The 19,884-nt window shown below is 45.9% G+C and carries 18 protein-coding genes; 7 read left to right on the forward strand and 11 right to left on the reverse strand.

What is annotated here, in order from left to right; all coding sequences use genetic code 11:
- Nucleotides 1–35: 35 nt before the first annotated feature.
- From AZI87_RS08995 to AZI87_RS09010, 4 genes are all read right to left on the reverse strand, one after another.
- Complete coding sequence (locus tag AZI87_RS08995) at nucleotides 36–2,714, reverse strand: valine--tRNA ligase (protein WP_063206213.1); 2,679 nt, start codon at nucleotides 2,712–2,714, stop codon at nucleotides 36–38.
- Between the two features lie 576 nt (nucleotides 2,715–3,290).
- Nucleotides 3,291–4,352 (reverse strand): porin, encoded by a 1,062-nt coding sequence (locus tag AZI87_RS09000; RefSeq protein ID WP_063206214.1) that lies wholly within the window; start codon nucleotides 4,350–4,352, stop codon nucleotides 3,291–3,293.
- Between the two features lie 106 nt (nucleotides 4,353–4,458).
- Entirely contained in the window at nucleotides 4,459–4,797 is a 339-nt protein-coding gene (locus AZI87_RS09005) for a rhodanese-like domain-containing protein (protein WP_253696600.1), read from the reverse strand.
- 2 nt (nucleotides 4,798–4,799) lie between these two features.
- Nucleotides 4,800–6,017: an MFS transporter gene (locus AZI87_RS09010; protein WP_063206216.1), complete on the reverse strand. Its 1,218-nt coding sequence runs from the start codon at nucleotides 6,015–6,017 to the stop codon at nucleotides 4,800–4,802.
- Between the two features lie 29 nt (nucleotides 6,018–6,046).
- Between AZI87_RS09010 and AZI87_RS09015 the strand changes: the two genes are divergently transcribed.
- A complete protein-coding gene (locus AZI87_RS09015) occupies nucleotides 6,047–7,195 on the forward strand; it encodes a hypothetical protein (protein WP_253696602.1) in 1,149 nt (382 codons plus the stop codon).
- A gap of 18 nt (nucleotides 7,196–7,213) precedes the next feature.
- On the opposite strand, the gene AZI87_RS09020 is transcribed toward AZI87_RS09015, so the two are convergent.
- The 6 genes from AZI87_RS09020 to AZI87_RS09045 form a co-directional block, all read right to left on the reverse strand.
- Nucleotides 7,214–7,495: a DUF167 domain-containing protein gene (locus AZI87_RS09020; protein ID WP_063206218.1), complete on the reverse strand. Its 282-nt coding sequence runs from the start codon at nucleotides 7,493–7,495 to the stop codon at nucleotides 7,214–7,216.
- 18 nt (nucleotides 7,496–7,513) lie between these two features.
- Nucleotides 7,514–8,065, reverse strand: coding sequence for a DivIVA domain-containing protein (locus tag AZI87_RS09025; RefSeq protein ID WP_063206219.1), 552 nt, complete (start codon nucleotides 8,063–8,065; stop codon nucleotides 7,514–7,516).
- A gap of 60 nt (nucleotides 8,066–8,125) precedes the next feature.
- On the reverse strand, nucleotides 8,126–8,953 hold the full coding sequence (locus AZI87_RS09030) for a pyrroline-5-carboxylate reductase family protein (RefSeq protein ID WP_063206220.1): 828 nt from the start codon (nucleotides 8,951–8,953) through the stop codon (nucleotides 8,126–8,128).
- A 44-nt stretch (nucleotides 8,954–8,997) separates the two neighbouring features.
- Entirely contained in the window at nucleotides 8,998–9,657 is a 660-nt protein-coding gene (locus tag AZI87_RS09035) for a YggS family pyridoxal phosphate-dependent enzyme (RefSeq protein WP_063206221.1), read from the reverse strand.
- A gap of 21 nt (nucleotides 9,658–9,678) precedes the next feature.
- The gene (locus AZI87_RS09040) at nucleotides 9,679–10,521 is read right to left on the reverse strand and encodes a S1 family peptidase (RefSeq protein ID WP_063206222.1); all 843 of its coding nucleotides are present in this window, start codon (nucleotides 10,519–10,521) and stop codon (nucleotides 9,679–9,681) included.
- A 128-nt stretch (nucleotides 10,522–10,649) separates the two neighbouring features.
- Complete coding sequence (locus tag AZI87_RS09045) at nucleotides 10,650–11,246, reverse strand: Maf family protein (RefSeq protein ID WP_063206223.1); 597 nt, start codon at nucleotides 11,244–11,246, stop codon at nucleotides 10,650–10,652.
- A 29-nt stretch (nucleotides 11,247–11,275) separates the two neighbouring features.
- Here AZI87_RS09045 and AZI87_RS09050 point away from each other — a divergent pair, with 29 nt between their 5' ends.
- From AZI87_RS09050 to AZI87_RS09075, 6 genes are read left to right on the forward strand one after another with little or no spacing between them, the layout of a single operon-like run.
- The gene (locus tag AZI87_RS09050) at nucleotides 11,276–12,184 is read left to right on the forward strand and encodes a type II secretion system F family protein (RefSeq protein WP_253696604.1); all 909 of its coding nucleotides are present in this window, start codon (nucleotides 11,276–11,278) and stop codon (nucleotides 12,182–12,184) included.
- Nucleotides 12,185–12,186: 2 nt separating this feature from the next.
- A complete protein-coding gene (locus AZI87_RS09055; RefSeq protein ID WP_253696606.1) occupies nucleotides 12,187–12,537 on the forward strand; it encodes a DUF192 domain-containing protein in 351 nt (116 codons plus the stop codon).
- Nucleotides 12,524–14,188: an FHA domain-containing protein gene (locus AZI87_RS09060; protein ID WP_063206224.1), complete on the forward strand. Its 1,665-nt coding sequence runs from the start codon at nucleotides 12,524–12,526 to the stop codon at nucleotides 14,186–14,188. Before AZI87_RS09055 ends, AZI87_RS09060 begins: the two co-directional genes overlap by 14 nt.
- Complete coding sequence (locus AZI87_RS09065; protein ID WP_063206225.1) at nucleotides 14,188–15,339, forward strand: FHA domain-containing protein; 1,152 nt, start codon at nucleotides 14,188–14,190, stop codon at nucleotides 15,337–15,339. Before AZI87_RS09060 ends, AZI87_RS09065 begins: the two co-directional genes overlap by 1 nt.
- Nucleotides 15,339–17,381: an FHA domain-containing protein gene (locus AZI87_RS09070; RefSeq protein WP_063206226.1), complete on the forward strand. Its 2,043-nt coding sequence runs from the start codon at nucleotides 15,339–15,341 to the stop codon at nucleotides 17,379–17,381. The genes AZI87_RS09065 and AZI87_RS09070 overlap by 1 nt, the downstream gene beginning before the upstream one ends.
- Nucleotides 17,381–18,067 (forward strand): hypothetical protein, encoded by a 687-nt coding sequence (locus AZI87_RS09075; protein ID WP_063206227.1) that lies wholly within the window; start codon nucleotides 17,381–17,383, stop codon nucleotides 18,065–18,067. The genes AZI87_RS09070 and AZI87_RS09075 overlap by 1 nt, the downstream gene beginning before the upstream one ends.
- Before the next feature lie 2 nt (nucleotides 18,068–18,069).
- On the opposite strand, the gene AZI87_RS09080 is transcribed toward AZI87_RS09075, so the two are convergent.
- The gene (locus AZI87_RS09080) at nucleotides 18,070–19,881 is read right to left on the reverse strand and encodes a sulfatase-like hydrolase/transferase (RefSeq protein WP_063206228.1); all 1,812 of its coding nucleotides are present in this window, start codon (nucleotides 19,879–19,881) and stop codon (nucleotides 18,070–18,072) included.
- Nucleotides 19,882–19,884: the final 3 nt, after the last annotated feature.

A 19,884-nucleotide genomic window follows, 5' to 3' on the forward strand; every position in this document is an offset into this window, starting at 1 on the left:
TGACCTCGCCTTTTTATTTTAATAGCTTACTAAGCTTACTGGAAGCGTGTTAACGCGTCTTTCAGTGATTCCAACTGGATCTTAGATTGCGCGAGCAAAGCTTTATCCGTTGCTACCACGTCTTCATCCGCATTGGCGATAAACTTTTCGTTCGAAAGTTTACCTGTCAGCATTGTGATATCTTTTTGAAGTTTTTCGATCGTTTTATTGATGCGTTTTACTTCTTCATCAAAATCCACAAGGCCTTCAAGTGGGATGATCACTTTCACGCTGGCATCTTTAACCACAACCGGTGCAACGGCACACTTCATCAGATTGCCTTCTTCACCGATGTCCAAATTTTCCAAGCGGCCCATCGTCATGATAGCTGTTTTGTTGTTGCCCAAGATTTTTTGAACTTGGTCATTCATCACTCCCAGGCGCGCATTGATTTTCGTCGCTGGGCTGATGCGGTTTTCACCACGGATGTTACGAATCGCTGTGATCACTTCTTTCACGATATCGATTTCTAAAGCCGCTTGAGCAGAGCCCAGGCTTAAGAATTCTTTGTCGTTACGAGTGTTCGGGAATTGATCCACGATACAAGCAGCACCCTTGATCGGAAGCTTTTGGTAGATCTCTTCAGAGATGAACGGAGCAAAAGGATGCAACAAACGAGTGATGCGGTTTAGAACCTGAGCAATCACAAGTTGAGTTGCTTTTTTCTCATCTGCGTTTGTTCCATTCATAATTGGTTTTGTGAACTCGATATACCAGTCACAGAACTGATTCCAGATGAAGTGGTAAAGAGCGTTGGCAGCGTCCGAGAATCTTTCTGTCTCCATCGCTTCTTCAACTTCTTTTGTCACCTCTGCCAGTTTTGTAATGATCCATTGGTCAAACACGCTGATATCTGATTGCTTCGGAAGAGCTTTCACGCCTTCTGCAGGCACTTGGAAATCCTGCAAATTTGAAAGTGCGAAACGAGCCGCATTCCAAATCTTATTCATGAAGTTTCTGTAGCCTTCAAGACGTTGTTCGCTAAATTTAAAATCTTTTCCAGAATACAAATGAGCCGAGAACGTGAAGCGCAAGGCATCTGCACCATATTTCTCGATCATTTCGACTGGATCGACAGAGTTCCCCAAAGACTTAGACATCTTACGACCTTGAGAATCGCGAACAAGTCCGTGGATGTAAACCGTACGGAACGGAACATCACGCTTGAACTCAAGACCTAGCATGATCATACGAGCCACCCAGAAGAAGATGATATCGTGACCAGTAACTAGATAATTCGTTGGGTAGAATGTTTTTTGCGTTTCAGTGTCATTCGGCCAACCCATTGTAGAGAACGGCCATAAACCTGAACTGAACCACGTATCCAACACGTCTTCGTCTTGGTGAATCTTCGTGTTGCCACATTTTTCACAAGCCGTTACATCGGTTTCGCTGACAGTTTGGTGTTCGCAGTTTTCGCAATACCAAACCGGAATGCGGTGACCCCACCACAATTGGCGAGAAATACACCAGTCTTCAATATTGTTCATCCAGTGAAGATAAACTTTTGTCCAAGACTCGGGTTCAAAACGAATTGTTCCGCTTTCAACCACGCGTTTAGCTGGGGTTGCAAGTTGTTCCATTTTTACGAACCACTGTTCAGACAAGAAAGGTTCTACCACCGCGCCCGAGCGAGAGCAGTGACCTACTGAGTGAACATGAGGTTCTTCCTTCACGAGGAAGTTCAACGCTTTTAAATCTTCAAGAATGCGCTTACGAGCTTCTTGAACTTTAAGGCCTTTGTATTGACCCGCGTTTTCATTCAACTCCGCTTTTTTTGTCAGAATGTTGATGAATTCAAGGTTGTGAGCTTTACCGATTTTGTAATCGTTGAAGTCATGCGCCGGAGTGATTTTTACCACGCCCGAACCGAAAGACTTATCAACATACGTATCGGCGATCACTTTGATCTTTCTGTTGATCAAAGGGATGATCGCATTTTTACCGATCAAGTGTTTGTAGCGCTCGTCTTCAGGATGAACACACAAAGCAGTATCACCCAACATAGTTTCAGGACGAGTTGTTGCTACAGTCACAGTCTCTTGTGTGCCTTCAATAGGATAAGAAATATGGTACAACGAGCCTTTGATTTGTTTGTGTTCAACTTCCAAATCAGAGATGGCTGTTTCAAGAGGGCCTGACCAGTTCACCAATCTTTGGCCACGATAGATCAAACCTTTTTTGTGCAAAGTAACGAACACTTTACGAACGGCTTTAGAAACGCCTTCGTCCAAAGTGAAAACCGCGCGATCCCAATCACAAGAATCACCTAAGCGGCGCATTTGCGAATAAATACGATCGCCGTATTGGTGCTTCCACTCCCACACTTTTTCCACGAATTTTTCGCGGCCTAAATCATGGCGAGTAACGCCGTCTTTTTTAAGTTCTCTTTCAACAACAGATTGCGTAGCGATACCCGCGTGATCCGTTCCCGGCAACCACATCGCATTGTAGCCATTCATTCTTTTCCAACGGATCAGAATATCTTGAATCGTATGATCCAAAGCATGACCCATGTGCAAAAAGCCAGTGACGTTCGGCGGAGGAAGAATGATAGAGAATGGAGGTTTTGTGGATTGATCTTGGGCTTTGAAATAGCCGGAGGATTCCCACCACTGATACGTACGACCTTCAACTTCAGCAGGATTATAACGATCCGATAATTGTTGTGACATTTAAGCGACCTCTAACTGACTTTAAGAATAAGAAATTCTTAGGTTTTTAACCGTTAGAGATTAGCAAATTCGGGGGCTTTGCGATAGTTCTAATGCCCTTGATCGGACCTTCCTTTCTTCTCTGCGTCACGGGCTTTGGTCTTAAGGGGTTCTTTAGATGGATTTAAATCGCTTCGAGCGACGGATTTGGGTTTGGGAGGAGGCTTGGTGATGGGCCGCTTCGTGCGGGCACGCCATCCGGGCTCGGTCGGTGCCGAGGCTTTGCCTCGGTTCGCGCCATCCAGGCGCCACCGAAGGCCCTTACTTCGGGCCCATCACCAAGCCTCCTCCCAAACCCAAATCTGTGCTGATGCTTTAATCGAGCTTCGACTTTTAAAATCACAGCGGATGTGGGCGGTATGAAAATGGAAAAACGTGCTGAGGGATTTAGAAAATCAAAGGAACGATTTTGAAATATCCAAAGGTAGGAACTTAGAAAAATCTTTTTTAATGCGGTTTGCGGGCATAAAAAAACCCACAACATTTTTGTTGTGGGTTTTTTCTTGTGAAGTTGATTTGGTTGAAGTGTTTTTGGGATTACTTCAAGAAATCGGCCATAAGGCGTGCGCCAACAACCACTTCGTCTCTTTTAACATCGTCGCCTGTTTCTGGCTTTTCTGTGATGTTGTTGTAAGAAAGGTGGTAGCGGAAGTTTGTGTCTACGTAAGGTTTGTATTCAACAACTACGCCGTAGCCCATGAATTTTTGAGTGATGTCGCCCGCGATTTCTTGTTTGTCTTCTGTTGATGTGAACTCAAGACGTGGAGTCCATTGTTCCCAACCAGTGTATGCCAATTTTGCTACCATAGATGTCGTTGTGTCTTTTGCATCTGTTGCATCTTGTTTGAATTCAGATACTAGGTAGTCGAATTGGAATGTGATTGGAGATGAGTTCCACAATACGCCTGCTGCCATAAACTGATGTTTGTCATCAGCTGTTGGGCCGGCCATTGTGTGGTAGCTCAGGTTGAAGTTCAAAGCTTTTTCTAGGAAAGCGCCACGGTAGATCACGCCGTACATAGAAGAGTTTTGAGATGCTGAAGGTCCTACAGCTGTGTCGCCGCCAGCTTCGTTTGTTGCTAGAACGTGAACTGTTTGACCAGAGAAAGAGAAAGTACCTTTAACACCAGTTGCATATAGAAGAGCAGAAGTACCTAGGTTGAAAGCACCCAAAGTTTGGCCCGCAGCACCTGTCAAGTTAGAGCGAGTGTAGAACTCAGAAGTTAGATACAAGTCAGCGCCACTTGTTGCACCTTCGAAACCACCGAATTCTGTGTTGAATTTACCGAAGCTCAAAGAGAAAGTGTCGTTCATTTTGTGTGTCAAGTAAGCGTATTCAACAGCTGTTTGTGCTGCATCTACACCACGAGTAGCGTCTTTATTAAAAGCAAGACGTACACGGAAAGAAAGATCTTCTAAAGCTTTTGCTTGGTAATCAAGACGACCTGTTTTGAAGTAGAACTTCGTTTGGTCTGGCAGAGTTGAATCTGTGTAAGTTGTTGAGTTGTAGTCAGCGCGCAAGTCTAGGTTCAAAGAACCTGCTTGAGCTGACAAAGCTGTCGCTGTTGTCACCAATGTCGTGAACAAAAACTTTTTCATAGTACATCCTTGTGTAAAGTTTTAAGTTGTTTCGATGTACTTAATGCTACAAACAAGAGCGTCGACTAACAACGCTTTCTTTTGTTTTTTTATTATATGAGTTTTGTCAGATTTGCTGCGTTCGTTCGTTCGCTAAAGCGGTGAATCCGCCTTTGACATAGTACGCGTTTGTAAAGCCGGCTTTTTCTAAAGCCTCCACCGTGGAAGCACTTCTGATGCCATCGTTATCCAAAACCAGAACAGCATAGTGCATGGGTAATTTTCTTTCTTGCACCAGAGATAACACTTCTTCCGGTTTAGAGTGGACAACTATATTCTCTAAATGAAGACGCGTTACCTGATTGAACCACGGTGCTAGATCAATGTTGTCTAAAAGCACCAGTAACATAGGAATGCGGCCTTGGATCAGGTTGTTGAATTGGAAGTATCCGATTGTGTTAAACATAATTATGCCACTCTTCCGTGTTCAGGAATGAATCTATAAATATAAAGAACGATCGCAAGACCCGTAAATGCCAATGCGCCCGAAGCCCAAAACGGTGCGGTGATGGCCACGGCTCCGTACAAAAAACCACCGAAGGCAGGGCCAATGATGCGTCCTAAAGAGGCCATGCTTTGTGTGACTCCCATAGTAACACCTTGCTCTTTGCTGTCAGTAAGTAGACTGACACTTCCTAAAATGCTCGGGTTAGAAAGTCCGTTTCCCAAAGAAAGCAACGTCATCGCTACGGCCATCATGCCGATACTATTGGAAATGGCGATTGTCGTTAAACCCAAAGCAAAAAGTGTCAGACCCAAGCGAAGGACTTTTCTTTCGCCCCATTTTGGTAAAAGTCGGCGTACTAAGAAGCCTTGGGTGAATACAATGATCACGCCAATATAAGCAAAACCGAAACTGACTTGTTTAATGTCCCACTGAAATTTTTCACCCATATAAAGGATCAAAGTCGCTTCCATTGAAGACATCGCAAAAGAGGCCAACAAAAAAACCGCCATCAAGGCGCCCACCGTTTTGACATTCAGGTAATGCCACATCACTGAGAATCTCTTTTTCTTTTCTGCCGATTCGCTCTTGGCCGTTAAAGATTCTTTCAAGAATTTGATGCCGAAAAGCAAGTTGGCGAAACACAAGGCGGCCACCCAGTAAGCTGAAAAAGAAGTGTCGAAGTGTGGTTCGGCAGAAATTGAGTGACCCCATACCGCCAGGCCTCCGCCTAACGCAGGACCGACAACGAATCCCAACCCGAAGGCAGCGCCAATCAAAGCCATGCCTTTTGAGCGCTCATGTTTTGGAGTGATGTCCGAGATATAAGCGGATGCGGTTGATAAGCTTGCTCCAAAAAAACCCGCTAAGATACGAGCGACGAAAAGCCACTCTAAACTGCGAGCCATCGCAAACGCGATGTAAGAAAGTCCTTCACCTAAAAGGCAGAACAATAAAATAGGTCGGCGCCCTAAGCGGTCACTCAGTCTTCCCCAAAAAGGAGAAAATAAAAACTGCATTAATGAATATACGGATAATAACAAACCGGTTTGCAAAGCAGTTGCGCCAAAGTTTCGGCTTAAAATTGGAAGAATAGGGATGACTACACCAAAGCCTACTAAATACAGGAAAACAGTGAAAAAGATGATCGCAAGCTGTGATTTGTTTGATGTCGAAGTCATAGGGTTGTTAATATTAGGAAGTTATGAAAATGGCAAATAATCTTCAGCGTTGGCAGCTTCTCATTGCAGTCCTTTCTTTCCTGTCGTTACCCGCCGGGGCCGTGGATAACTACAAGGAATACCGTCGAGACCGATGGGACTTTGAGCTCAGCACTCAGTACTTTTATTCTGAAGCCAATTACCCTTCCTCCGGTGGAAGTTCGCAGAACCTTCCAAGCGGAAATACCTATTCTTTATTGGATCTAAATCTTGAATCTCGTTATATGCCGCGTTCGGATTGGTCTTTGTTCGGTTGGGGGCAACTAAGCAATTCCGAAAGCAAAGACTCTTTGGCGACTCGTTCAAATAGTTCGATCACGGAAATTGCCGCTGGAATGGATTTTTTAATGTACAACGGCGCCTTTCAGTTAATTCCTGAATTCATCGCGATTGTTCCTTTAGAAGATGTCGATCCAAACTCAGATGCGGTTTTGAATTCAGAAGGGGTCTTTGAGTTTCACTCTCGTTTGATCGCTCAAAAAGACTTCGGTTCGTTCCGGGGCTATGGTTGGGCAGGCTTTAACTATCGTGGAGATGGACGCTCTTTCCTTTTACCCTATGGTGTGGGGGCTCAGCTTAAACTTCAGCGCATGCGTTTGGGCGCCGAGCTTTTTGGATATCGCAGTATCACGGACGATACCGAAGATACGGTGATTCGTACGGGTTATATCAATGGAGCCAATGCGGGGTCTATGAAGTTCTATTCCGTCAATCCCAACCTCCTGGATTCGCAAGTTTATTGGAACTGGTTGATATCGCCGAAATGGACACTGCAAGTGAACGGTGGAACAACTTTGACGGGTTCTAATATGGCCGCCGGTTTTCACGTCGGTGGATTCATTCGTTACTCGTTCGATATGACGGAAGGGTATGCCGAAGAACCTGCTTACGAGCCGGTAAATTCGCCGGTTCCGAAATATCGTTCCAATATGTATGAGTCTGAAATGAGTTCCGAAAAACAAGTTCCGACGTTCCGGGAACAAACTGATGACGGAATTGATCAGAACTTATTTAAACCTCGTCCGACGAAGAAGCCGCGTAAGAAAAAAGTCGATGATACTTACTTGCAGCAGCAGCTTGATGACACCGAATTTAGCGTGGAGCTAAAATCCGATAAAAAGAAAAAGAAAAGCCGCTAACCAGCGGTTTTTCTTTTTTTAAAGCTTCAAAAGTTCGCGAGCCGTTTTTTCTTCCACACCAATAAGGTCGATAGTTTTATGGCGACCCGTATCGCCTTTCACTAAGACAACCTGTCTTTTCGGAATATCAAAATAGTCTGAAAGAAATTCGATCAACTCTTCGTTGGCTTTGCCGTCGACGGGGGGAGCCGTGATTTTAATTTTAAGTTCGCCGTTGTGAGGTCCCACAACTTCGTTTTTAGAGGACTTGGGCTGAATAAAAAGGTGGAGTCGAACTCCACCTTTTATAATTTCTAACATGGATAAAATGAATCCCGCTTACTCTGCAGATAGCGGAGAAACATTTGTTGAGCGGCCGGGACCATTACCATTTCCATTCGTGTTGTTTGCGATGTTATGGTTTGGAAGCTGCATTTGCGGCATGTACTTTTCACCTTGTTCAAGCAACGAAAGGTGAGCTTGCGCCAAAGCTTTTAAGTTGGCTTCAAATTGCATACGAGCACGTTTTAGTTCCGTGACTTCTTGATACATTTTTTTCAATGAATCGCGAGAATCACGAGTGATGATTTCCGCTTTTTGTTGAGCATCGGCGATGATCAATTTAGCTTCGCGGTCTGCATCTTGACGAAGACGCTCTGCCATTTGAGAAGCTGTCGCGATGGTTTCTTTCAACACTTGATCGCGCTCTTTGTATTCCATCAAGGAAAGTTCTTTTTCGCGGATGCCTTCTTTCAAAGCATTGCGTTCTTGAATTAAAGACTCCATTTGGGAAGCCACTTGCTGAAGGAAATCCATAACCTCATCAGCATCAAGACCCATCATCTTTTTAGTGAAAGACTTATGAGCAATATCTATAGGAGTGATTCTCATTTTGTTCCTCCTTGAACAATATGAATTAAGGATAAAGGCCGAGTCTGTGCCAGGGCAAGGTTATTTGATTTCCCTCGCCATTTCTTTGTTCCTCATGGCTGCCTTTTCAAAGCTAATGCGCAAAGCGCGTTCGATTTCAAGCTCGCGCATGGACTGAAGTCCAGCTGCCGTGACGCCTTTCTTGGAGGTCACACGGGCCTGCAGATCTTCAACACCTTCTCGGGCCTGCGCTGCCAGCAAAGACGCTCCCACAAAGGTTTCGATCGTCATCAGGCGGGCTTCTTCGTTAGAAAAGCCATGCTCTTCGATCCAATCCTGCCAGTACATCATCATCTCAAAGACAAATCCGGTTCCACTAGAGCAAGAAATCATCAAGGCTTCAAATTGATCCTCATCGCCGACTTTGATCACACGGCCTAAAGGTGCGAAAAGATCTTCGACGGTGCTTTCTAAAGCTGTGTCATCGTCATCATTTAGAAGATAGCCGATGACGCCGCGACCGATTAGGGACGGTGTGTTCGGCATAACACGAGCTAATCGCGCCCCTTGAATGAAACGTTCCAGTTTTTCCATGCGAATGCCGGCAGCAACGCTGATCACGATTTTATGTTCGTCAAAAGCGCGAGTGACCGGCTCAAGAGCGTTGAGCAAGTCTTGAGGCTTCACCGCCAGAATAATAATGTCACAGCGATCGATCAATTCATCGTTGCTGGACACGGGATTGATTTTAAATTGTTCTTCTAGTTTTTGAAGTTTACCGGGAGTGCGGTTGGAGGCGAAAATGTTCTTTGCCGGAACTCCGCCTTCAACGAGACCCTTAATCATGGCTTGAGCCATGTTTCCTGCACCCAGAAATCCTACTTTTTGCGTTTTCAACAGTGGGTTCATGTTACTCCAGAACGCAGCCTGTATTATCTGCGACTAAAATAATCCTACCTTTTGATGGGGCGTTCGCCAAACAAAATAGTCCCAAGACGCAGGATTGTCGCTCCTTCTTCGACGGCGACGGCATAATCGTGACTCGTGCCCATTGACAGCTCATTCAGTGGATGAAGTTTCAGGTCCGTTTGACTCTTCAGCTCCTCCATCAGTTTGCGAAGCTCCTGAAAGTAAGGACGTACTTCCTCGGGGTTTTCGGTTAATGGTGGCATGGTCATAAATCCATTAATTTTTAGGCATGGAAGAGACGTCAGCTCTTTCCAATGCTTCTTCAGACTATCTTTGTCAAAACCGCCCTTTGTTTCTTCCTGAGCAACATTGACCTGAATCAGGATGTTTTGCTGAACATTTTTGTTTTCGCATTGCCGGCTTAAGACTTGAGCGAGTTCCAATGAATCCACGGAGTGGATCAAGGCGAACTTTCCGGCGACATACTTCGTTTTATTTTTTTGCAGATGGCCGATCAAATGCCATTGAATATCGGAAAGATCCTGCAAGTGCTCGATTTTATCTAAAGCCTCTTGCACGTAATTTTCACCAAACATTCGCTGCCCTTCATTATAAAGAGCGCGAATTTTTTCTTCCGGCTGTAATTTAGAGACAGCGAGGATGCGGGCAGGGGCTGTTTGCTTATGAAGCTCTTTTAAGTCCATGCCCTCACTGTAGCAGAAAGCTTACTTCAGGTCGACAAATTGAGGTTCTTGCGCACCCAGCTTTTTCGCCGCTTCCAAAATGAACTGTTTGTGTTTTGAAGCGTAAGTGTACTCACCATATGTATGGCAATCTGGAGCCTTGTCGTGAGGACCACGCGTGATACCTGCAACGATAAGTCCGTCTTTAGATTCTAGATAAGCCGGGCCGCCAGAGTCGCCACTGCAGGCCCCTGAACGCAACTGATCTGTTACGAGAATTGTCTCCCACACTTTAGCCAGTGGAACTTGAGTGTAGTTCAACCCATCGGATCTGACGCCTTTGACGTCATCAATCAAACCATATCCAGCAAGAAGTAAAGATTGACCCTCTTCTAATTGTGTTTCTGGCGCAAGTACTGGAACAACAAGGGTGCCCGCAGGTGCTTTGCTTTGAAGACGAATGACGGCAACGTCATTGATGCCAGTTACCGGATAACCCGTGTCATCGAAAATCATCTCGTAACCTGAATGTCTTTCAAAGTTTTCGACCGTCAGAAGGCGAGTGTCAGAAAGCTCTTTAGGAAGATCGGTACCAAAAAAGATCCAAACGTCCGAAGGCTTTTCTGTGTATTCCAAGCAGTGGCTTGCGGTCAGAACTAGGTCTTCTGAAATCAAAGTACCAGTACAAAAAGAATAAGGTTTGCCATCGTACTTTGCAATAAGGGCAACTGTTGAAGCTGTCACTCTATCTTGAGGCAGCGCCGCGGACCCATTCACGATCGAAGTATTTTTATTATCCAAATTTAAAGAAGACGTCTTGCTATCCGTACAAGCTGTGAAAAGCAAAGCGGCAGACGCAAGCAAAAGAGATGATCGAACGTTCATGAAAGCCCCCCTCGGGTGATCGAACCGAAGGTATCAGAGTTTTCTCAAAAACACTAAATTTTGAAGGGTGTAAACAAAATGGACAGCACTATTTACAGGAATGCTGTCCCAGCGAACATAGGCCACACTTATAGATTTAAAAATCCTATTTCCACGAGGAGGTGTTTTACTAAATTCATAGGAAGTCCCACTACGTTATCAAAAGGGCCGTCGATTTTTTGAACGAACTTTCCGCCCCCGCCTTGGATGCCATAGGCACCGGCTTTATCCATGGGGTCACCCGTGTGTATGTAGTCCCAAATTTCTTGGTCACTCAAATCTTTGAAATGAATTTGCGTTGTCTCAATTTGAGAAATCTCTTTGCCGGTGGAACTATTCATCACGCAAACCGCAGTGATGACTTCATGAACATGCCCCGACAAAAGTTTTAAAATGCGATAGGCATCGTCTTTATCGGAGGGCTTTCCGAGTGGGGCCCCACCGAAAATAACTTCGGTATCGGCCGTTAAGATGACGAAGGGGCTTGTGCGACTGGACTTCAGAACCTCATGGACCGCTCTGGCTTTACGTCTAGCAATATCCAAAATCTGATCGTTTACATTCAGGTTTTTGTTAGGAATTTCCGATACTTTAGATGGAACCACGTCAAAGTCAAAACCAGCTTCTTTAAGAAGTGCACGACGACGTGGAGACTCTGATGCCAAGACAAGTTGAAGTGGTGTCATGAGATTTACTTGAACACAAAGAGGCACAAATGGGAAGCGCAGAATTAATGCTGATTCTAGGCTTGCTACTCGCGGGAGTGGCGGTGTTCCTATTTGTAAATTCCATCTTCGCTAGTAACACCGACAAACAGCAACTTTCATGGGCCAACAATGATGAGCCGGTGAAGTCTAAGAATGCAATTATCAATTTTTCGCGTCCGTTGGTGCATCAGTTCACTTTGCAACATGCCTTAAGAATTCGCAGTGAGGGCTATCGCAAACGGGTTCGTAAATACATTAAAACCTCGGGGCTTTCGGCAGAAATCAACGAAGATGAATTCATCGGCTTGCAACTTTTATGGGGCGTGATGTTCCCTATCTTCTTGTTGATCATGAACTTCTCTTTGCAGTTAGGTCTGCCAGTTCCTATGGTTATCGGTGTGGGCTTGATGGGTTTCTATCTGCCACAAATTCATGCCAAGGGTGAAAAAAAACGTCGTGAGCTTTCGGTGCGTGCGGATCTTCCTTTTTTCATCGACCTACTGGCTTTGTCTGTTGAAGCTGGTTTGGATTTCTTTTCGGCTATTCAAAAGATCGTGGACAAAGCACAAGGCACAGAAAGTGTGCTTGCCGATGAGTTGGGAACAGTTTTGAAGGATATTAAAATCGGTGCTTCCAAAACTCAGGCTTTGAAAGACATGGCTGAGCGTTTGGACATGAACGAAATTACAAGCTTCGTTGCCGTTCTTGTGGATGCGGAATCAACGGGTGCCAGTATTTCTCAAGTGTTGAAGGACCAATCCGTGCAAATGCGTCTGGAAAGATTCGTTCGTGCGGAAAAAGCCGGTGCGAAAGCATCACAAACCATTCTGATTCCTTTGATGTTATTTATTTTACCAGCGGTCTTCATTATCGTGTTTGGACCGGTGGCCGTGTCCTTTATGTACGGCGGGAAATAAAGATGATGGCAGCTTTGATTAACAAAACGACAAATCAAACTTTAGTTCCGGATCTGAAAGTCGCAAAAACTTTCTGGAGTCGTGGCAAGGGGCTTTTGGGTCGCGCCTCGTTACCTCAAGAAGAAGCATTGTGGATTTTAAGATGCAACAGCATCCACACATTCTTCATGCAGTTTTCCATTGATTGTGTATTCGTAGATAAAAACTTGAAGGTCAAAGCGATCTTCGAAGATGTTCGCCCGGGACGCTTGGTTTTCCCTGTATGGGGAGCCAGTTCCGTTATTGAAATGTCAGCAGGTTCAGTCAGCAAAATGAAAGTCAGCGTGGGAGATCAACTTTATGTGGGCGCTTAGGATTTTAACCGGCCCTCAAGCGGGACAAATTATCGAGCTTAAGATGGGGAAAAACCTCATTGGCCGTGCTCCGCAGTGTGATATCAAGTTGGTTTCTCCGGGTGTTTCCAAAGAACATACCGAAGTCGCTGTCTTTAAAGAAAAAATTGTGATCACTGATTTGAAATCCAGCAATGGCACTTACTTAAATGGAATCCGTATTCAAAACGGCATCATGCGATTGGGTGATAAGCTTGGTGTTCATGATATTTTGGTAGATGTAATTCCCGCGCCTGAAGCTCGTCCGCAAACACCTCGGCCTCAACAGGGACAAAGTGTTCCTGCACCAATGCCTTATTATGGCGGAGGAGCAGCTCCACAAATGCCTCAGCAGATGGGAATGCCGAATGGAATGCCTCAAGGTATGCCGCAGCCGATGGGAGCAATGCCTGGCGCCGCACCCGGTGCTCCGGCTCCAGCGCCTGCATATCAGCAAGGTGGATTTAAAGGTTTGATGGATAAGGTCAACGATTACTTGGATCGAGTGGCTTTACCTGGAGTTTACAAACTTCCGCAATTCTTAGAATTAAAATTGGTTCTATTAGGCTTTGTGGCTCTATTCATTTTCTCGACGACCTTGCTTTCTATGATTCCGATGGTGGCAATCACAAGAGCCAGTATCATCAGTGAAAGTAAACGTCGTGCGGCTTCTATTGCAAGAACATTGGCGACAATCAATCAAGCGGCGCTTATTCAGAATAGCTATTCGTCACTAAGCACAAATGCAGCCGAGGCCGAAGACGGCGTGAAGCAGGTTTTGATTGTGCAACAGTCTGACGGAATGATTTTAGCCCCAGCAACCCGCGCAGGAACGACGCCGGACTTGCCGTTCGTACACAGAGCGCGTACTGAAATGCGCCCTCAGTCCGTTGAAGTGGATTCCACAACTATTGGAGCAAGCTTCCCGATCGGGCTCTTTGATCCAAATACAGGTGAGCAAGCCGTGAAAGCTCATGCCATTGTTCTTTATGACATAGGAAGTCTGGCTTTTGATGACGGCAGAGCGATCAGTTTGTTCATGCAGACACTCGTGATTGCGTCACTGATAGGTCTCTTGATTTACTTCTTCATGTATAAACTTATCGAGTATCCGATTGTGACTTTGAACGCGCAGTTGGACGCCGCGATGAGAGAAAAGAAAGACAACACGCAAGTAGACTTCCAGTTCCCGGCACTTCAAGCCCTGATTGGAAATATCAACAGTCTTTTAACTCGCTACATTCATGGCGAGGCTGACAATGGGGCCGGAGCTGCGGGCTTCGTCAATAAAGACGGGGAAGCAGAAAATTTAGTGCAGCTGATTGGTTTTCCATCCATTGCGATCTCACGCGAAGGTCGAATTATCGCGTGCAGTGCCTCATTTGCTCAAGTTGCTAGGGCGGAAGTGGCGCAACTGCAGGGTCATATGTTTAACACTATCCCTGATGCGGCCCTTCAACAGAACCTGGATGGTCTTCTTGCGCGCACGCGCGAAAATCCGCGAGCTATTCACACCGACCAACTCGAATTCAGTGGTCACTTGTGTATCTTGAGCTGTCAGGCGATGTGCTCTAGCGGACAAGAAATTGACTATTACATCGTGACAGTTTCACCGACAGAAGGGGGCTCTTGATGAGTGCTGCGCCTCAGGTGAAAGACACAATTAAATTTAATATTGAAGTGACGAAGGGTCCGCATGCGGGTCTGAAGTCCACTTTTGCCAAAGCGTCAGTCACTATAGGTCGTGGTCCTGAAAATGATATCGTTCTTTCCGGGGATCCACGCACCAGTCGTCAACATGCCGAAATTAAACAGCGCTCGGGTCACGAGTTTGTGATCGTCAATCTAAGTCAAAAAAACTATGTTTTGGTGAATGGCCAGAATATTCAGTCCGAAATCATTAACAATGATTCGGTGATTCAGATTGGTGATACAGAAATTCGTTTCCATGCTGAGTTGCCTCCGTCGGTTTCTCAATCGGCGCCGTTGGCATCTCCGACAGCTTCGATTTTAACTCCGACACCATCCCCCGTAACGCCGCAGATGCCGAAGCCGCAAGCGCCGACACCTCGTCCGATGCCTACACCGAATGGATCGCAGGGTTATGGCGGATTGCCAACGATGCCAACTCAAGGAATGCCACCCGCTCAGCCCATGGCTTACGGAGGATATCAGCCTCCACCTCCAGGAGCGGGGCCGATGCCAGGTCCAGCACCCCGAGCAGCCGGTGGTGGTCCTTTAGCAAATCCAAAAGTTCGCTTTTATGGAATCATCGCGATCGTCGCGATCGTCGGATGGTGGTTCTTTTCATCGTCGGATACAAAAGCGAAAAAAGATCCTAATGCGATTCGGACCAGTTCTATCAGTATGCAAGACGTGATGGATGCGGAAAAACGCTCGCAAGAGCTTCTGACCATCAAAAAAGAAAAATACGATTCGATTCAATATCGTCGTGCTCAGGAGAACTTTATCAAGGGCTTCCGCGACTTTCAGCAAGGTCAGTATGCCCGTGCGAGAGAAGCATTTCAGGTTGTATTAAACCTGGACCCTGACAACGAGCTGGCAAAACGTTATTATCATTTATCGAAGATCAAGTTTGATGAGTTGGTTAAGTTTAATATGATTCAGGGCAATCGTTATAGAGAGAAAAGAAACTGGCGTATGTGCCAGTCAAATTATCAGAACGTGCTGACGATGCTTCAAAATCGTAAAGATGATCCTACATTTAAAGAAGCGAAGCAGTTTTATGAAGAGTGTACTTTGAATTTGGAGGGTAGATTCTAATGGCCCGCCTCAAAGTCCGCCTGCGTGGCAAACCTGTTTACGATATCCAGCTTACGGAGGATCGCACTTATGTAGCGGGCCGCAAGGAGGATTGTGATATCGTATTGCAGCCAGAAAAAGGCATCTCTCGCGAGCACTTTAAGCTGTCATTTGTGAGTGGTGCGTGGACTGTGGATGTGATCTCTCGCTATGGTGATATCACTTATAAGGGTGAGCCCGTACAACAGTTCGCCTTAGAGCATGGCAGTCAGTTTTCTATTCCGCCTTATGAATTTGATTTTGTTTTAACGGCCGCAACAACATCTGATGAGTCGGTGGCCCCAGCACCCGATTATGGTGGAGGCACATCCGCAAATCTTCCAGCTGTGCAAGGCGAAGGTTCCGACGGCTTTGGTGGCAGTGAAGAAAAGACTGTCATTGGGGTGGCACCGCAAGTGGCCTACATCAAAATCATGGATGGTCAAAATAATGAACCTAAAGAACTGATCCGACTTGATGCCGGAGAATCCTGGGTTGCGGGCCGCGAATCTTCGTGCCACATCCAAATTCGCGATCAGCGCGTCAGTCGTCGCCAGTTCGAAATTCGTCGTGCAGGCTCTCAATATGTGATTATTGATCTAGGCAGCGTGAACGGAACTTTGTTGAACGGAAACCCGATTTCGTCAAGTGATCCGACGACCATTCGTTCAGGTGATGCGATCAGTGTTTTAACCAATTATTTGTATTTTGAATTGCACGACGCCGGTTTTCAAAGCCGTTTAGAGCTGGTCAATGTGCCGCCACCAAATCCTTTGGTTCAGGTTGGCAACGACGCTTTGCCGATGGAATATCAGCAGCAGCAACAGAATGAATTGATGGCATATCAAGGTGGTATGGCACCGATGCCTTACCAACCGCAAATGCAGTATCCCGGAGCTCCGATGCCACACCAGGCACCCGCGGCTACCGGAAAATTTGATTTCCAAAAGAATCGACCTAAGATTATCGCGGGGGCGGTGCTATTGTTAGCGCTGGCTTATTTTTTTAGCGGAGACGACTCGGCAAAACCTCCAACACCTCAGCCAGGGGCTTCGTCGGCGCCAGGCTCACCTTTAGAAATCTTCAATAAGCTTCCGCCCGAGCAACAAGCCTTGGTTCGTCAGCGCTATAAAGATGCGAAGAACCTGTACATGCAAGGGAAGTATCAATTAGCTCAAGACGAAATCATCAAGATTCAAGAACTAGTTCCTGATTATGAAGACATCAGAGAGATTGAACGTCTTTCGAAAGAAGCCATTTTCATTCAAGAGCAGCAACGTCGCCAAGAGCAGATCGAAAAGGCGAAAATAGAAACAGAAGAAAAAATTCAGAAGGCCGCAGCGGAATGTCAGAAGAAAATCAACCCTGATATCACCATGCCGGAAATTGAAGAGTGCTTAAGCGACGTGATGCAGTTTAATCCAGAGCACCCGAAGATCGTAGATCTGAAAATGCAGGTGGAAAACATCACGACCCAAAGAGATGCTAAAGCGGCTGAAAGAGCGGCCTATCAATCTCAAGTGTCGAAGCTTCGTGCTATTTATAACAGCGCGGAACAGGTTCATAAAAAAGGAAAGCCGTTGGATGCGATTGCCGCTTATGAAAGAGTGATTGCCGCGCAATTGCCAGACCCTAATGGCTATAAAGGTCAAGCGAAGCGCAATATCGCCTCGATCCGCCAAATGATGAATTCTAAAACGGCCTCTTTGCAAGGTGAGGCAGAAAAATTTTATCAAGCGCAAAACTTAAAAGGCGCGATCATGTCGCTGCGTAAAGCACGGGTGATGGATCCCACCAACCCAGATCTTCCCGAAAAGATCGAACGCTACACGGGTGAGTTGCGCAAACAAATGATGACGATCTATCAGGAAGGCATTCTTGAAGAAAGTTTTGGTAACGTCGACGGCGGTGAATCTAAGGCCGGAGCCAAAGACAAGTGGCGAAAAATTCTGGAACTCGATGTTCCAGACGGCGAGTACTACAAAAAAGCATATATCAAGTTGAAGAAGTATGGAGCACTTTAGTGAAGTTGCAGGAAAGATCTTACAGCACGAAAATTCTGCGTCCTAAACCTATGGTGCATCAAGAAGACGATGGGTCGTTGATTGTCGTTGCTACATCCTGGGGTCAACCAGAGCACGCACAAAGAGCTTTGGATGAGGTTGTAAAATACGTCAGTGCGGCTAAGTCTGACGTCGAAGTGACATCTCCGTTTGAGTTTTTAAGTTGCCTGACGGACGAAGTGAACTATGTGCGCACAGGAATCCTGATTGCCAACGACATTCTTTATCGCGGTGAAAATAAGATGGAATATTTTTCGGGCGTTGAAGTCCTGGCTTTATTCCGCCGTGGAACTCAACTTGCGTGGGCGCAAGTGGGGTGCCCGAGTTTGTTTATTCAAAGAAAAAACAAAAGTCTTCAGCCTCTGTCGGTAGGGTTGGACCTTTCTAGTGAACGTCTGGGGGACGGGGAATCTTTGCCGCCACTGCCGGCACAGCTTTTAGGACTGGAGCCCACGTGTTCAATTCAATGTGGTCATACCTCTGTGAATGAAGGTGATCGATTGATTCTTTTAGCTAGTACGACCATCGCCACCTCACTGTGGGTTTCCCAGTCAGAGCCCGCCGAACTAGGTTCCGTGACAACGAAGATGATTCAGGAGAATCCTGAAGCTCCATTTTGGTTGGGTCTAATCACAGTTGAAGAATAAATTTAATAGTCTTCGGTTTGCAGAGCTTTATACGCTAGCGAACGAATCTTTGCGTATTCTGGCAGGCTGAGGGCGAATTCAGTTCGTGAGGGCGCAAAAATATTCTCGCGCGAAGTATCCCAAATCAGTCCTGTCGCGATGTTCGCACGTTGAATTTGTTGGTCGAGCATGTAGTTTCTGAATGAGCGTTCGAAGCGTTTTCGTTGAGCTTCTTTGGACAAACCTCTCACATCGGCACGAAGCCAGTCGATGAATTCCAAAAATAAAGGATCGCTGCAGTTCTTAAGCTGTTCGGTTTCAATAGTTGTCGCCGTCAATAAAGGGAAACACGTATCGTTCACCTTCGCCGATTTGGAGTTTAAATTTCTTTCTGCGACATACTGCCACACCGAAATTTTATTTTTGATGCCCAGGTTTTTTAGCGTTTCCCAGTCTTTTTGGTTTAAGGCAATTTGTGCGGTCCAATTTAGCAAATCCAAGCTTTGCGGCTGTTGAAGTAAAAGGCGTTTTAAGTCACGTAATAGTTCAGCCTCTTGGTCAGCGCGCATCCAGCGCGCAAAAGGCAAGCTGAGCTTTTTCGTCCATTCAGACTGAATCGGTGGAAATGCCGGGAATTGGTTTTTACTTAAAAGTCCTTGCAGTTTTTGCGTCGTAGGCAAAATGCTTTCTTGTAAAAGCGGCAGGGGATTGACTTCAAATCGGTCCACAAGAGTGTTGTAAAGCAAAGGATTTTCGTCATTGATGTAAAGAACATGGTGAGAAATTCCCGCAGTGCGAATAGGGCCGGCTTTTCTCCAGAACGCCCAGCCGGATTCAATCAAAAGCGGCCGGTCATCAGCCCACGCCACATTCGGACTTTTTAGAGCCCCCAAAAGAGAGTGTACGGGGAATGAACTCGAGTCAGCATCGAGGTTGCTTTCGCCTAAGAGTTCAAAAAGGGTTCGTCCGACATCCACTAAAGAAACGTTCTGATCAATCTTCCAATGAATTGCTAAATCACGCTTTCTTTTTTGGGCGGGTTTAATAAATAAAGCCACTTGCGTGTTCTCGCCATGCAAATTAAGCGGCGAAAGTTCTTTATAGCGATCACTGGTGGTGTGTCCGTTTAATCCGACAAGGACTACGGTCGTATTATCCCAGCGCTTGGCGGACTTTAAATTCTGAAACAGCTCATAGAGGCTTTCATCAAGTTCATCCAACTGACTTTCAAAGCTGAGATTTCTTGTTTCACCAAGATCAGTCACGGTCTCCGTTGTCGTAAAGATCAGATCGGGAACGTACAACACGCTGAAGAATGCATCCGTATCGACGTCCTGTTGCAGCCATTGTGTGAAAGCATCCGCGTTCTTTTTAAAAGGACGAAACAGACTTGAAAAGGTTGGAACGATGTTATCTTCAAAAAGCTCAAAGCCCTGATTTAATCCTGAACGACGAAAAACCGGAGCTCCGCCTGAAAAGAAACTCGTACGATAGTCTTGCTGAAGGGCAAGCTCAGAAACCATTTCAATTTCGGGAGCTAGACCAGGGCGCCCGTTGTGTCGCACTTTGTGTTGGTAGGGGTAGAGTCCGGTTAACAAAGACGATAAGGCCGGAACTGAAAGTGTCGAAGGTGAAAAGGCGTGAGTGAAGCGAACGGATTCATTGCAAAGCAATTGAAAGCCGGATCTTTCCACTTCTTCTTGGCTGCATAGTACGTCGCTGATGGTCAACTCATCCACGGCGATGACTAAAACGGAGTTTTTGTCATTCGCCTTGCAAGAAAGCTGGACCAAGCTCAGGAGTGTGAGAAGAAGAGTTAAAATGACTTTCTGCATACC

Source organism: Bdellovibrio bacteriovorus (genome assembly GCF_001592745.1).
Taxonomy (GTDB): domain Bacteria; phylum Bdellovibrionota; class Bdellovibrionia; order Bdellovibrionales; family Bdellovibrionaceae; genus Bdellovibrio; species Bdellovibrio bacteriovorus_B.